Origin of the sequence: Tropicimonas sp. S265A, assembly GCF_049800835.1 — a bacterium.
GTDB lineage: Bacteria > Pseudomonadota > Alphaproteobacteria > Rhodobacterales > Rhodobacteraceae > Dinoroseobacter.
Genome location: NZ_JBNAFU010000008.1, coordinates 71,384 through 85,147, shown reverse-complemented (window position 1 = coordinate 85,147; position 13,764 = coordinate 71,384). Strand labels below are relative to the sequence as shown.

Below are 13,764 nucleotides of genomic sequence, written 5' to 3'. Positions count from 1 at the left end.
GCCCGGATCAATACGGCGCGATCAGGCTGAAATCCAGAAGGCTGTTCTGCTTGAGCCATTGCTGTGCGCGCAGCTCGACGCTGTCACGCACGTCCTGAGATAGTCTCGGCTCCATCGTCTTGAGAAGTTCGGTTGCCTCCTCCATCAGCTTCACGCCTCCGGGGCGGCGCATGGCGCGGCCCGCCTCTGCAGCAACCCAGAGGTAGAACACGCCGTTCTCGATGTCAGGTTCGCCAAAATCGTTGCTGAGATAACTGCGCGCCAGTTGCCATAGCGACCAGCCGTGCCCGCGTTCGGCCGCCAGTTCCAGCAACGCACGCGCCCGCTCCGGGTCCGCAACCTCGTTGCCTTCCGGGCGCAGGAGCATCCGTGCGAGGTGGTATGGTGCAAACGCGTTTCCGACATCTATCGCCCGTTGGTAAAGGCCCGCCGCGCGTTCGCGATCCTTCGCAACGCCCAGCCCATCGCGATACATTCGCGCCACGTTGGCCAGACCATTGCCGTAATCGACGGCCGCAGCACGTTCGTAGTAGTCCAGCGCGACGGAATAATCCTGTTCGACATGAAGCCCGGTGCGGTACAGGTTGCCCAGATGATCAAGCGAATTCGGGTAGTTCTCTTCAGCCGACAATTCCAGCCAGCGCATCATCTCCGGATAGGATTGCTCGACCCCCCACCCCTGTTCGTAGAGCTTCGCCAGCGCCTTGCGCGCATCCACGACACCGTCAACACTTGCCGCAAAATAGTACTGGGCCGCCAGAGCGTCATTGGGCGCCACGCCGCGCGCGTTCCGGTAGGTAAACCCGAGGTTCCGGCTGGCGGGACCATACCCCAACTCGGCTGCCTGTGTGTAGAACAGGCGCGCATCATCGAACTGTTCGGCGATATCAAGCGCGCGCGCCAGCAGGAACATCAGCCGGGGGTTTTCCGGATCGCGGGCCAGCGCGATGGAGCAGTCGCGAATTGCATTGCGAGTGTTGACCAGCCCCCACGGAACGCCCGGCGCGATACGCTTGGGGTCAAGCGGGTCGGACACCCATTTATCGCAGGCGGTAACAACGAACGGCGCCCCGGGCGGCGTCTCTTCGGGCAGGAAGATCGGCTCAGCCTGCGTGGTCTGAAGTCGCCGCAGCGCTTCCTCTCGCTCCTGGGCCAATGACCGGGCCGGCGAATTTTCGTGCGTGACGACGAATTCGCGGAAGTCGAGTGGGTTGCGGCTTCGATAAATAGACCGCCAATGCACGGCTTCAATCGGCGCAAGGCTCGCCAGTATGGTGACCTCTGGCGTTTCTTCGAGGGCAACATCGGCATTGAGTACGATGTTGGATTCCAATGCCCCGGATACCCATGGCAATTGCAGACCATTGGTGGCCGATCGGACCTTGTAGCGCACGGTTCGGAACACATCGTAAAGCGCCAATCCCTTGATATCGAGTGCGGAAACGAGCGCGCCCGTGTAAGGGCTGTTTGGTCCATTCCCATCACTGGCAAGCTCGCCTGCCAAGGTCGCGTAGGCGATCAGTGTTTCGCCGCTACTGAAGATGCCTGACAATCCATTCCCAAGGGCCTCATCCGCTTCGCCCAATGGGTAATTGCGGCATGCGTCGAGGATGATGACCTTCTTGATGTCCTTCTTTTCATCGAGCGCTCCGATGATTTCATCGATGCCGACGGCAACGGAGTCAATCTGACCATCCGTCGGGATGCTGAAGTCTGTCGGAAGAAGCCAGTTCACGCCGTTTTTCTGCACCGCGTGCCCGGCGTAGAAAAATACGACCAACGCCCCGTCGGGTATGTCCTGCAGCGACCGATCGACGTGCTGTCGGATCTCGCTCAGGGTGCCATTCTCCATGGCGTTGACCTGAAACCCAAGCTCAAGCAACACATCCGCCATAGCGCGCACGTCATTGATGGGATTGGGCAAATCCAGAGGTTCAGGGTAATCGCCATTCCCGATCAGAATAGCATATCTTGGCGCTTCATCCCCCGAGGCCGACGCGGAATGCGGCGTTATCGCGGAAACAAGAACCAGAATGGAGTACAACAGCAACATCCGCAAAATCGGCATGCGCGAATGCTCCTCAATAGGGGTCGGATTCGTCCGAGCCACCATCGCTCCCCAGCGCAACGCCTGCCGCCGGGATGCCGCGACCAAGGCTCTGGCCATCATCAAGTTCGGACCCACGTGACTGGACAACGATCTGGGAAAAGGCATCGCTGGCCTCATCTGACAGCGGGTAGCTTTCGATGAACTCTTCAAGGGCCTCGATAGTACCGGCCTCCTGTGCGGCGCGATAGGCTTCTGCGGCACTCGCCTGCGCTTCGGAGCGATTTCCAGTTGCAGCCGTTATGGCAAGGGCCGACGCCAGCGTCGCGCTGATCAAGCTTAGGAAGCGGCTGACTTGGGGCATAATATCTTTCAAATTAACGAAACAATTTGTATGGTAAGCGAAACGTTACATTTTTTCAAAGAGAAATCAGTTTGGGGGGCGGAGTGGCTGAGCGGATTAGATTTTTTGGCCTCGCGGTCGCATCAACGGCGATCCTGTTGGCCGGTTGCGCGGATCAAACGGCAGGGCCGGATGACATTTCGAGCTCCAATTGGGATGCAATTGCAAGCTTGTCGCGCAGCGCTGGCGCGACTGCGACGCGGATCAATTCCTCGGTCGGAACCGTTCTATACAGCGGCGCACCACGCGACTACATCTCGTGTGCGTTGCGCGGCGATCCCGTCAACATCGCCGATCGATCGGCCGTTCTGGACATTCGAACGACAGTCGCGGGCGTGGAAGACGCAGTCCGGTTGAACACGCAATACGTCGTCACGGCGACAAGCAGCGATGGCGAGACCCGGTCCATCGCGTTCCGGGAAGGCTCCGCCGGGACATTTGATGACGGCGTGCGCTGTAGCTCCACGGGAGCGTTCGAAGAGACGATCACCGGGCAGCAATGAGCCTCGAAGGCCAGCCACCGCACGATGCAACTGAGGTGGACGCCGCCCCGTCGCATTGGGTGGCCGCATGGAAGACCATCAAAACTGCCTCCGGCAGGTGGAAGTCAGGTCGAAGGGTCACTGTTTCATCGCCGGACTACATCGACCCCCGCCCGTTTTGCGACGACTTGCTGGCACGGGCACTGGCAGATCGCCGGTTCCTGAACGCGGCGCATCGTGCGGAGTTCTTCGACTGGGCCGCGACCCATGGCACACGCGTAGCGCTGATGCCTCTTGTTGCCGGGCATGATCTGCTCAGCCGCGGTGACAGGGCGCGGGCGCTTGACCACCTGAGCACCGCGATGGCACTCGATCAGGACGATCTGTATGCGCAGGAGTTATGGTTTGAAGCACGCGGGGAGCCGATCAAGCCCATTGACGCGACCAAACACTTCTGCACCAACCCGTTCGAACGTATCGAAAGCGCCTCCCGCAACCGGGTGATGTTCTGTTGCCCTGCGTGGTTACCCGTTCCGGTCGGATCGCTTGGCGACGATACGGCCGAGGAGGTGTGGAACTCTCAAGCGGCGCAGGACATCCGCGCATCAATCCATGATGGCAGCTACAGATACTGCTCACGTATGCACTGCCCGTGGCTGAGCGAGAAAAAACTGCCGAAAGTGTCGGAGATACGCAATCCACAGACGCGCACCGCCATGCTTGAAAAGTCCACGGTGATCCCGCGCAAGATCAAACGCGTCGGGCTGGCGCATGACAGGTCGTGCAACCTGTCCTGCCCGTCCTGCCGCACCAAGCTTATCATCGCAGACCGGGAAGAGACCGCGCGCCTCGATGCGCTGACGAAAAAAGCGCTCCTGCCGCTGCTTCTGTCCTCGCGCCGGGTGACGATCACCGGGTCCGGCGACCCGTTCTCAAGCAAACATTACCGCAGCGTCATCCGAGAACTCACACGGCATGAAGATGCGCCGATTATCGATTTGCAAACCAACGGGCTGTTGCTTGCGCGTTCCTGGGAGCCATTGGGCCTCGAGGGTCACGTCGGAAAGGTCTTGCTGTCGATAGACGCGTCCCGCAAGGAAACCTATGAGGTCGTCCGGCGAGGCGGGATCTTCGAGGATCTCTTGGAAAACCTCGAATACCTCAGCAAGCTGCGCAAGCGCGGCGCAGTCGAGGACGTTCGCATCGATTTCGTCACGCAAGCGTTGAACTTCCGCGAAATGCCCGAGGCCGCCGACTTGATGCGGCAGTACGGGTTTGACGGGATCAAGTTTCAGATGCTGCGGTCATGGAACACCTGGAGCAGCGCAGAGTTTCGCCGCCAGCATGTCGGCCACCCCGATCACCCCGAGCATGCCGAGTTTCGCCGGATCATGAAGGATCCGCGCCTGTGGGGCGCCGATGTCCAGTATTCAGGGTTCTATTCGCTGACCTCGGGCTGATCCGGTTCAGCCACAAGGTCTGGCCCCAGCGCGGCTTGCTCGAACGGGGAGGCCCGCCACGCGGCAAGCCGGGATTTCGCAGCAGCGCCCAGGGGCACGATACGCCGGGGCTTCCACTTGAGCCGCAACAAATGCAGCCGCCTGGCAATCACAAACTCCGCGTTTCTGTCAGAAGGCAGATGCGCGCAATAGGTCTGTTCGGTTGGAACATACTCAAAGGCAATCCCGTGATGGCGCAGCAAAGGGACGTGGACGAGGTCGTCGATCACCGCGACAGGCGCGATATCACCCTTGGCTTTCTGCGTCGCGAGCAAGGCCGCGAAATCCTCCGCGCGCTGCTCGGTCTCGGGGCAAAAAAGAAAAAGCAGGCGCTCAGCGGCCCCGCGCGGCTTGGAATATGGCTGTAGCCCCCAAACCTCATCCCTTGTCGCCCTCTTGTTGGGCATCGGTTTGGTCTGAGGTTCGCTTTTGCGCTGATCCACGGGTCGCAGCACGGCTGGCCCGTACAGGCTCCAGTCCCAGCGATAGACATTTACCTCTTTCTTGGCCTCCCGGGCAAAGATCTTCGACATCCCGATCTCTGAGTCGCGCGCATCCTGAATGACAAGGTTGGGATAGATGGTGAAACACCGCTCCTTGTAGATGCGTTTGACCTCGGTCAGCGGCCCGATATCGAAGGGCAAATCCGGCTGTTTGGAGCGCGCGAGAATTGCGCGCATGGCGTCGAGGCGCAAAGCGACGGCATGGGCGGCCAGTGATGTCCCCTGGCATTTGTACAGGTGTTGCGAATGCCACTTGATCCAGCTGTCTTCCCAATGCAGCTGCATCGCCCCAAGCTGCAGGACTTGCCAATCAGCAGGCAACTCGGCCTTCACGCGGGGCCAGAGATCAATGGTGTCCCGGTGAAAAAGGATGTCATCTTCGAGAATAAGGAGGCTTTGTGCTTTCTCGGCGACCGCACGCTCGATGACCCGACGCATGGATTGAAAAAGCCCCCAGGCGCCACTGGTTGCCAGCGCCGGTTGACCGCGTTCCCGTTCGAAGAATGCCACACGCGCATCATGTGGTTTGTCGCCCAGATAGAAATCGCGCCAGTCTTCGACCTGTCTGGGGTCGGCTGAAACCGGGCGCTTCTGCCGTGCATAAGCGCGCCATTGCGCAGCAACCTCGGCGGACTGACCATCCGATGCGGGATGTCTTTCGTAGCGAATTCCGAGCTTTGCAAGCTGGCTCCGCACGGTTGACATCCGATCTGTTCTTCGGTCGAGGTTAATGACGACGACATGATCGAACATATCGCCAAAGACAGAAGAGGGCATTCGGGCGTCCGTTACAGAGTTTTCGACCCGAAGGCTCGCAGGAAAAAAGGTTTGGGTCCATGGCAGAATGTTCTTTCGATATCGTCACGGTTGTGGACCCGCGGTTCCAGGGCGGAACGAGTTCCGCAGTTTCTGCCGAAATCACTGCCGCTGTGCGCGAAGGGTACTCCGTGGCACTGGTCTGCTACGAGGCGGTCAACCTGCGCCAACCGATGCCTTTCAACCCAAGGCTTGAGAAACTGGTCAACCGCAACGAGGTTACAATCCTGTCACCCGGCGATCGCGCCACGTGTCGTCTCGCCATCCTGCACAACCCGTATACGGCGGGACTTGTCCCACTGGACCCTGTCGGTATCACGGCAGAACGTCGGCTGGTCGTCGCTCATCATCCACCCGTTGACGCCGATGGGGTGCCCGCGTTCGATTTGTCCGCGACCCGCCGCAACGCGGAAGAGATCTTGTCCGGGCCAGCGGATTGGGTGCCGGTCGGGCCGAATGCGCGTGCGGCCTTTCGGGGGCTGAGCGGCGCGCCTGACCTGATGCCGGAAGACTGGCACAACACGATCGACTTCGACGCCTGGTACAACAAACCCGAACAGCGCGCGTCCGGACCGCTCAGACTGGGCCGCCATTCTCGCGCGGACCTGCGCAAGTTCCCTGCCGACCGTGCGGCCTTTCTTGAGATCTATGGTGATGACCCGGACGTTCTCGTCGACTTGCTCGGATGTCCGGCGCAGCTGACCAACATGCTCAGTCCCGTTCCCTCCTCCTGGCAGTTGCGGCCATTCGGGTCGATGAACGTCAGGGATTATTTGGACGCTCTGGATGTCTTCGTCTACTACCACCGCAGCGACTGGGTCGAAGCATTCGGATATACGGTGATCGAGGCGATGGCCCGCGGCGTACCTTGTGTCCTGCCAGAAACGCTTGGCCCGAGCTTTTCCTCGGCAGCCCGCATCACGGCGCCGACAGACGCCTTGGCCGCGGCCCGCACTTTGGCCGAAGCGCCGGAGCAGGCCCGACAAGCCGGCTACGATCTGGTCAGGTCGCACCACAGTTTCGATGCGGCAACGCGACGACTTTCCAAACTGATCGGCCCTCCGGCAAAGACGCAGTACGCCGGTGCGATCGTGCGAAAGAGCGAGCCCGCAGTCCTGCTCCTGTCAACCAACGGGGTGGGGATGGGACATCTGACGCGGACGCTCGCAATCGCACGACGTATCCAGGAACCGCTGAAACCCGTGATCGTGACAATGTCGCATGCCGCCTCCGTTGCCCAGGATTTTGGTTTTCACGTCGAATTCATCCCGTTCCACAACTATCTCGGCGTCGAGCAGCGCGACTGGAACGCCTATCTGCGTGAGGAACTTGCCGCATTGATCGACGCCTTCGACGCGCGTGTCCTTCTGTTTGATGGCAACAGCCCATTTCAGGGGCTGATCGATGCCTGTGCGATGCGGCCTTCGGTCTGGTCGATCTGGTGTCGTCGCGGCATGTGGCAGCGCAACGCTGGAGCCCAGTTCATGGCGCGCGAAAGCCATTTCGACGCCGTGATCGCGCCCCGCGATCTGGCGGACGCTTTCGACCGCGGCCCAACCACCAAGAGCCGAAACATCATGCGCGAAGTGGATCCGATCAGGCTTTTGGACGCTTCAGAACAGTTGCCGAGGGACCTGGCGCGAACCGAACTGGGACTGGATCCGGACCGACCCGCTTTTCTGATACAACTGGGGGGCGGCAACAACTATGACATGACCGTCGTGCGTGAACTCACGGTCCGGCATCTGGCGCGGCGCGATGACATTCAAGTTGCGCATGTCGAATGGATGATCTCGTCCGGGGCGCCTCAATCGCAGATGCCCGCGCACTTTCACCGACTTTCCACCTATCCGGTTGCGCGATACCTCAAGGCCTTCGACGCCACCATTTCCGCGGTGGGCTACAATAGTTTTCACGAAAACTTCGCGGCAGCCCTGCCTGCCATCTATGTCCCAAACGAGAACCCTGCACAGGACGACCAACTCGCCCGCGCAAGTTTCGCAGCCCGGAACGGGGCTGCGCTGGTCGCCCGCAGAGACCAGCCCGAAAAGCTGATCGCAGCGATCGAAAACATCTTGGATCCTGATCGAAGGCAAGCCATGTCAGAAGCAGCTTGCCGTTTCGAACACCTGAATGGTGCGCTGGAAGCAGCAAGGATCGTGTCGCAACTTGGCATGACACGTCGCGGGGACCGCTCCGACCCTGCGGCCTAGCCGGCGGTGTGTCCAGCGCGCCAATCGAACGCCCCTGCCCGCCGGAAAACCCGCGCTCTACCGTATGATGGTCTCACGCCCGAGCTCTGCGGGACCGTGCAGTTCTGCGGCCAACTGCGACTAGAGCCAGCAAGCCGCTTACAGAAAGCAAGCCCGACGGACCAATTGGCACCAGCGACACACTCACATTGGAGAGCACGACATCGACGTAGATGTACTCAGGACTGAAATCCGACACCCAGGAGTACTGCCCCCCATCGGGTCCAATCTTGATTTCATGTCCCAGGATCGAGCCATCCGCGATCTGGCTTTTGGCCTCAAGGGAAGGCGCAAGCGAGTCGTACGCAATGCTCTTTTTCGCCCAGGACGGAAACCCGGATGCGATACCTTCGCAGTCCAGCGACCCGCCATCCCCAAGCGCAGAGCCGCTCGGATCGAGACCCAGGTCGCAGGCGAAAATGCTCTGGTTCAACGTGTCATATGTGAGAAAGCCCGACCCTGTCGTCCCTGCGGCAAGGATTGTCGGGTCCTGTCCGCACCAGTGAGGTACCGAACCTCCAAACGCGTAATCAGCGGGGTCGCAACTCCACGCGGAGTGAAAATCCCACGTCGCCTGATTGACCGTCGACGTGAACGTCCACGTGACATGCGACGCATGGGTCGCTTTGGGCGCAGCCATTGCGCCAAGGGCCAATAGCCCAATAATCCAGAAAAATTGCATGCCAAAACCTTTTACCCTCACTGTTAACGGAAGTTAATAAGCACGGCTGAAAGCGTCAATTTTGATTGGAAAAGGCCAAAAAGGCGACCTGTGCTGATTTCTCGTTAAACGAGTATTTTGCAATTCAAGATATCGCATTAGAAGAAAAACTGCCGTGCTTGCACTAGAAACTACAACCTGAACGCGTTAAGTATTTGAGAATTACCGCAAAAGACGAAATTCGTACGACCAATTGATAGGGGCCCGGTCTTTCTGCCCTTTCAGGGTTGGCAGTCTCGGCTTGAAGAAAAATCTTCGCGTAATCCTATTGTTTCCGCGAGCCGGGTTTCGCGCATGCCACGGCAATTCGGTGCACTGCGCGCCGTGGCAAGGCACGAGTTCTGATTGACCTCAAACGCCGTGTCGAAACCTTGTGGGATCAATGAACTGTCCTGTACCGGCTGCCCCTCGGAAGCAACCAAGCCGTACCCAGACACACCATGCAGCGTCTGGCCGACCGAGTGCGCATGCCATGCGGTCCGCGCGCCGGGCTTGAAGGTTACTGAAAGGATCTTTGCGGTCGATGGGTCTTCACTCGACACAACCCGATCGAAACAGTCCCTGCTTGGAGAGTCCTCACCTGACGGGAGTCGACAGGTGGTGCCAGGCTTTACTTCATTGCTTTGGCCATTAAGACGACTGCATGGCTACAATAACTTTGACTGCATTTGCGACGACGTCCTCGGTCGCCTTCGTCACAGCAGCTTCCGCGGCAACCGGTATTTCGCTCAACGGCTGGGAGATGGCAGTTGGCCTTTTCGCCGGACTGGCTTTCTTCCTGATGGGTATGGACTTGCTTGCCGATAGTCTGAAGAAGATCGCTGGCGATCAGATGCGGCAGGTTTTGGAGCGTTTTACCAGCAACCGGCTCACGGCCGCGGTGACCGGCACGGCAGTGACAGCCGTGGTACAGTCCTCTTCGGTCACGACAGTGCTCGCAGTCGGGTTTGGAGCGGCCGGCGTTATGACGCTGAGCCAAGCCGTCGGCGTAATTATGGGCGCCAATGTGGGAACGACGATGACTGCCCAGATCGTCGCCTTCAACGTCCAGGCGTGGGCGCCGGTGATGCTTGCGCTGGGATTTTTCACAAAAACGCTCGTGCGCGTCGAACGAGTGAAGCACGGCGGAAGCGCTCTGCTTGGACTGGGGCTGGTATTCCTGGGCATGGGTGTGATGAGCGACGCGATGGCGCCTCTGCGGAGCTATCAACCCTTTGTCGATCTGATGCGGCTTCTGGCAGACAAGACGCTGCTGGCAATCGCGATATCGGCGCTATTCACTGCACTTGTTCAGTCATCGTCAGCCACCACGGGGATCATCGTGGTGATGGCGAGCCAGGGCCTTGTCTCGCTCGAAGCAGGTATCGCCATGGCGCTTGGGGCCAACATCGGTACCTTTGCGACTGCGGTTCTTGCAGCTGCGGGGAAACCGGTTGAGGCACGGCGCGCGGCCGCCGTACATGTCATCTTCAACGTTGCGGGCGCCCTGATCTGGCTGCCGATCATCGACCAGCTGGCCGACATCGCGCGTGCGGTCTCGCCCAGTTTTCCCGAATTGACCGGCACCGCGCGTCTGGCTGCCGAAGCGCCGCGGCAGATCGCGAACGCCAACACCGCATTCAACCTTATCAACATGGCGCTTTTCCTGTTTATCCCTGGCCTGATTGCCCGGCTGGCAACTCGGCTGGTTCCCGAACGCGCGCCGGACCCCCGAGCGCCGGTTACACCAAAGTTCATCGACGAGGCACTTTTCGCGACACCAGCTCTTGCTCTCAACGCGGCGCGTCAGGAAATCGCCCGAATGGGCGAACACGCGCTCGAGATTCTGGATCTCATGCAAGACGGGGTGATGCAGTCTGATCCCGTCAAAATCCGGGCTGCACGAGGTTTGTATCAACGCACGCACGCGCTTTACCCGCAGGTTCTGGACTATCTCAGTCGATTGTCGACAGCCGAGATCTCGGAATCCGAAGCCAGCGAGCTTCAGGCGCTCATCCTTGCTTCCAATGAAATCAACATGCTGTCCGAGATCCTGTCAGACAGGTTGTTGTCCAAGCTTGAAGGCGATGCCCTGCCGAAACCGCAGAAAACCTACAGCGACGGGCTGCACCAGATTTACGATCTGCTGCGCGCGTCAGTGCAGGACGCAATCCTGGCGATCCGCGACAAAGATGCAGAGGCGGCGGCGCGGGTGATCAGTGCCAAACCCCTGGCAGAACGGGTCAGTTTTCAGATGGCGCAGGCCCATGCAACCAGCAACTCGCCAGAAGACCAAGAACGGCTGCGGCACGAGTTGAACCTGGGCCAGACCTTGCGCGTGCTCTTCATGACTGCGCGGCGTGCCGCCCAGGCTGCAAGGGTCGATTCATCAACGAGATGATCCGTCGCTGTTTTGGATCCACGCTTGGGTCCTTGGCCAGTGCTGCGGCAGGTTCATGATTGATGTTGCAAACTGCGTGTAATTCGAAGACCTCAAGCGCCAATCCGCCGATGATCTGGACGCGCACGGTCCCTTATGCACCGTGTCGAGTTAGCCCGTTCAACGGACAATGACCAACTGGCTCTCATCGCGGCACGGGCGCATGACCTCGGCTTTCATACCAATCTCAAGACTGTCCCGAAGGTCTTTTCCGAGCTTACTCCGCTGCCGCTTGTGGCATGTCGTTCAGGAATGCGGTGATCTTGACCCACGCCTCGCGCGTGTCCGGGGCCATTTCCTCGGTATCGCCCAGAACGAAGGTCAGAATGTCGAGCGCCGTGTCCTTGTCGGCTTTGGACTTGAGCAGCTTGGGCAGGCTTTCCAGCGCCTCATCACGGGCAAAACGCACGATCATCTGCTGTTCGTGGATGAGCTCAGCGCGCTCGATGGGCTGCATCGCATCGAACGGCGCGCGCGTAGAAAGCGCTGCGGAGGACCGCGCGAGACGGTCGAGCCGGACGGATTTTCGCGTTCCGGCAAGCAGAATGAGCAGCCGTACGATCCCGGCCGCCGCCCCGCCCTCTTCCATCTGCGCGAGCGCCGCGTCGATCACCGGCGCAAGCTCCTGCTGCGGCGTCGGGCGGCGCGTGTGATCGAGCGGTTTGCCATAGGCAATCGCCCAGGGCGCGGCCCAGATCGAAAAGAACGACAACTCGGTGGCGGCCTCTTTCCAGTCCCGCATCACATTGAAGCCGGTCTCGACCAAATCGGCCCACATCCGCTCTGCAAGCAGGAAGGGATTGTCCAGCGCGGCGGCATGGAGGTCCCCAGTTACATGTGCAGCGGCAGCAGATACCGTTTGCATGAGCGGAGTGCGGCTTGCAAAGGCCCGCCGCCCCACCCGAGCCGGGTGAAGATCGCGCATCACGCGCGCTTGCTCGGGCGTTATCATGCGAGACACCATGGGCGCGACGGTTGCATCATAGACCTCCGCCATCGCTTCTGACGCCCGTGCGGCCCCGGCAAAGGCGGCCTCATCGCGACGCAGGCCCGTCACGGCAATCACATCCTCGAAAGTGCGCTTGGCAAAACTAACCTCAATCCCGTCGCCGCTCTCGTCGATCAGCATTTCGTAAAGGCCCGGCGGGAAGGCCTCGATGGTCTTCAACGTCGAGACGAACTCGTGATGTTCCCGTTTCGCGACCGAGGACGAGACGAAAATCCCCAGATGACCGATATTCTCATGCACGGTATAAATGATCCGCTGCCCCGAGATCTCGATCTCTTCGGGGTTCGCATAGGTGTCGAGGATCCAATTAAGTGCCTGCGCGGGTGGCGTGATGTTGTCGCCGTGCGAGGCAAAACAGATAATCGGTGCTCGAATAGCCTTGAGGTCAATCGGCACGCCCGGCTCAAGCTGGGCTTCGTTCTTGGCCAGTCTGTTGCCGACGAAAAGATTCTCGACAATCCAGCGGATCTCCTCACCCGACATCAGGTAAAACGACGTCCACCAACGCTCAAACTCAAGGAAGCGCTCCGGCACGGCGTCTACATCGCGGAAGAGATCATAGTACTTGCGGAACCATGTTCGCCCCAGGTTCTGAGCCTCAAAGTTCACAACGAGGTTTGCACCGTCAAAGATACCTCCGCCAAGATCGGACGCGAGCACGGCTGGTGTTACCCCGCCCATCAGCCCACCTGCATAGCGCATCGGGTATTGCCCAAGCTTGCCAGCCCAGTACGACATGGGCGCACCGTTCAGGATGATCGGTCCGGTAAGCTCGGGATGGGTCGCCGCGAGGATTGCCGTGGCCCATCCGCCCTGACAATTACCGACAATGACGGGCGGCGGGGAGGCAGGGTGCCGCCGCTTGACCTCTCGCACGAAGGCCGCTTCAGAATGGATGACGTCCGCGATGGTCTGCATGGGCTGCGGCTCTTGCAGAAACGCAACGAAGTAAACAGGGTGACCATCCTCGAGTGCGATACCGACCTGACTTTCGGTTTTGAACCCGCCGATGCCGGGGCCGTGTCCAGCTCTGGGGTCGATGATGACATAGGGACGTTTGGTGTCGATGATGTTCTGACCTTCAAGGGGCAGAATACGTAGCAAGATGTAATTGCTGGGCCGCGGCAAAGCCGCGCCTTCCATCACGACCTCATAATCGTAGATCAATACCGGCGGCGCGCCTGCGTCCTGATGCGCGATCTGCATATCGCTCCACTGGCGCAGGGTATCCGTTGTCAACACGGCCCGTTCGGCTGCATCGCGCAGATACGCGTTCCACGCCTCAAACAGTGCCACGGGAGAGGTGAGCGTTTCGTTCGCCCGCGCGATCGCTGCCGTCTTGTCGGCGATGGAGGCCCATCTGTCTGTCGCGGAATGCATGGCATCCTCGGCCCGTTTCAGGGCTGATTTTGTCATCAACTCGGATTGCAATTCGAAGTCTCGTGTCAGGTCTTCGAGCGAGTAGTCTGCTGTGCGACGCATCAGTTGCTATCCCTAGCCTATGGTTTGATATCCGCCACCATCAGCATGCACGGCAACAGTAACGTTTTTTGTAGCGCGGTTCGCAAGAGACGCGACACGTGCGCCAGCACCCTCATTTGTCTCTGACGTGC

Annotated in this window: 9 protein-coding genes; 4 read left to right on the top strand and 5 right to left on the bottom strand. The window is 59.8% G+C overall.

Going from position 1 to position 13,764, the window contains the following annotated elements:
• Positions 1–7: 7 nt before the first annotated feature.
• Together ACP15N_RS17005 and ACP15N_RS17000 are read right to left on the bottom strand one after the other, a co-directional pair.
• A complete protein-coding gene (locus ACP15N_RS17005) occupies positions 8–2,068 on the bottom strand; it encodes a caspase family protein (RefSeq protein ID WP_425093537.1) in 2,061 nt (686 codons plus the stop codon).
• Positions 2,069–2,081: 13 nt separating this feature from the next.
• Positions 2,082–2,411, bottom strand: a complete 330-nt coding sequence (locus ACP15N_RS17000; protein ID WP_425093536.1) for a hypothetical protein — start codon at positions 2,409–2,411, stop codon at positions 2,082–2,084.
• Between the two features lie 209 nt (positions 2,412–2,620).
• Here ACP15N_RS17000 and ACP15N_RS16995 point away from each other — a divergent pair, with 209 nt between their 5' ends.
• Positions 2,621–2,953 (top strand): hypothetical protein, encoded by a 333-nt coding sequence (locus tag ACP15N_RS16995; RefSeq protein ID WP_425093535.1) that lies wholly within the window; start codon positions 2,621–2,623, stop codon positions 2,951–2,953.
• Complete coding sequence (locus tag ACP15N_RS16990; RefSeq protein WP_425093534.1) at positions 2,950–4,392, top strand: radical SAM protein; 1,443 nt, start codon at positions 2,950–2,952, stop codon at positions 4,390–4,392. The genes ACP15N_RS16995 and ACP15N_RS16990 overlap by 4 nt, the downstream gene beginning before the upstream one ends.
• Here the strand turns inward: ACP15N_RS16990 and ACP15N_RS16985 are convergent.
• Complete coding sequence (locus ACP15N_RS16985) at positions 4,371–5,711, bottom strand: glycosyltransferase family 25 protein (RefSeq protein WP_425093533.1); 1,341 nt, start codon at positions 5,709–5,711, stop codon at positions 4,371–4,373. The two genes, ACP15N_RS16990 and ACP15N_RS16985, sit on opposite strands and share 22 nt — an antisense overlap.
• Before the next feature lie 59 nt (positions 5,712–5,770).
• On the opposite strand from ACP15N_RS16985, the gene ACP15N_RS16980 reads away from it, so the two are divergent.
• A complete protein-coding gene (locus tag ACP15N_RS16980; protein ID WP_425093532.1) occupies positions 5,771–7,963 on the top strand; it encodes a glycosyltransferase in 2,193 nt (730 codons plus the stop codon).
• Between the two features lie 73 nt (positions 7,964–8,036).
• Here ACP15N_RS16980 and ACP15N_RS16975 read toward each other — a convergent pair whose 3' ends face one another.
• Positions 8,037–8,684: a hypothetical protein gene (locus ACP15N_RS16975; RefSeq protein WP_425093531.1), complete on the bottom strand. Its 648-nt coding sequence runs from the start codon at positions 8,682–8,684 to the stop codon at positions 8,037–8,039.
• Positions 8,685–9,366: 682 nt separating this feature from the next.
• Here ACP15N_RS16975 and ACP15N_RS16970 point away from each other — a divergent pair.
• Complete coding sequence (locus tag ACP15N_RS16970) at positions 9,367–11,103, top strand: Na/Pi cotransporter family protein (RefSeq protein WP_425093530.1); 1,737 nt, start codon at positions 9,367–9,369, stop codon at positions 11,101–11,103.
• Between the two features lie 256 nt (positions 11,104–11,359).
• Here ACP15N_RS16970 and ACP15N_RS16965 read toward each other — a convergent pair whose 3' ends face one another.
• Entirely contained in the window at positions 11,360–13,633 is a 2,274-nt protein-coding gene (locus ACP15N_RS16965) for a DUF3141 domain-containing protein (RefSeq protein ID WP_425093529.1), read from the bottom strand.
• Positions 13,634–13,764: the final 131 nt, after the last annotated feature.

Bases quoted from the DNA above. Each gene is read 5' to 3' on its own strand.
- ACP15N_RS17005 (WP_425093537.1), bottom strand. From the start codon at position 2,068: ATGCCGATTTTGCGGATGTTGCTGTTGTACTCCATTCTGGTTCTTGTT.
- ACP15N_RS17000 (WP_425093536.1), bottom strand. From the start codon at position 2,411: ATGCCCCAAGTCAGCCGCTTCCTAAGCTTGATCAGCGCGACGCTGGCG.
- ACP15N_RS16990 (WP_425093534.1), top strand. From the start codon at position 2,950: ATGAGCCTCGAAGGCCAGCCACCGCACGATGCAACTGAGGTGGACGCC.
- ACP15N_RS16985 (WP_425093533.1), bottom strand. From the start codon at position 5,711: ATGCCCTCTTCTGTCTTTGGCGATATGTTCGATCATGTCGTCGTCATT.
- ACP15N_RS16980 (WP_425093532.1), top strand. From the start codon at position 5,771: ATGGCAGAATGTTCTTTCGATATCGTCACGGTTGTGGACCCGCGGTTC.
- ACP15N_RS16975 (WP_425093531.1), bottom strand. From the start codon at position 8,684: ATGCAATTTTTCTGGATTATTGGGCTATTGGCCCTTGGCGCAATGGCT.
- ACP15N_RS16970 (WP_425093530.1), top strand. From the start codon at position 9,367: ATGGCTACAATAACTTTGACTGCATTTGCGACGACGTCCTCGGTCGCC.
- ACP15N_RS16965 (WP_425093529.1), bottom strand. From the start codon at position 13,633: ATGCGTCGCACAGCAGACTACTCGCTCGAAGACCTGACACGAGACTTC.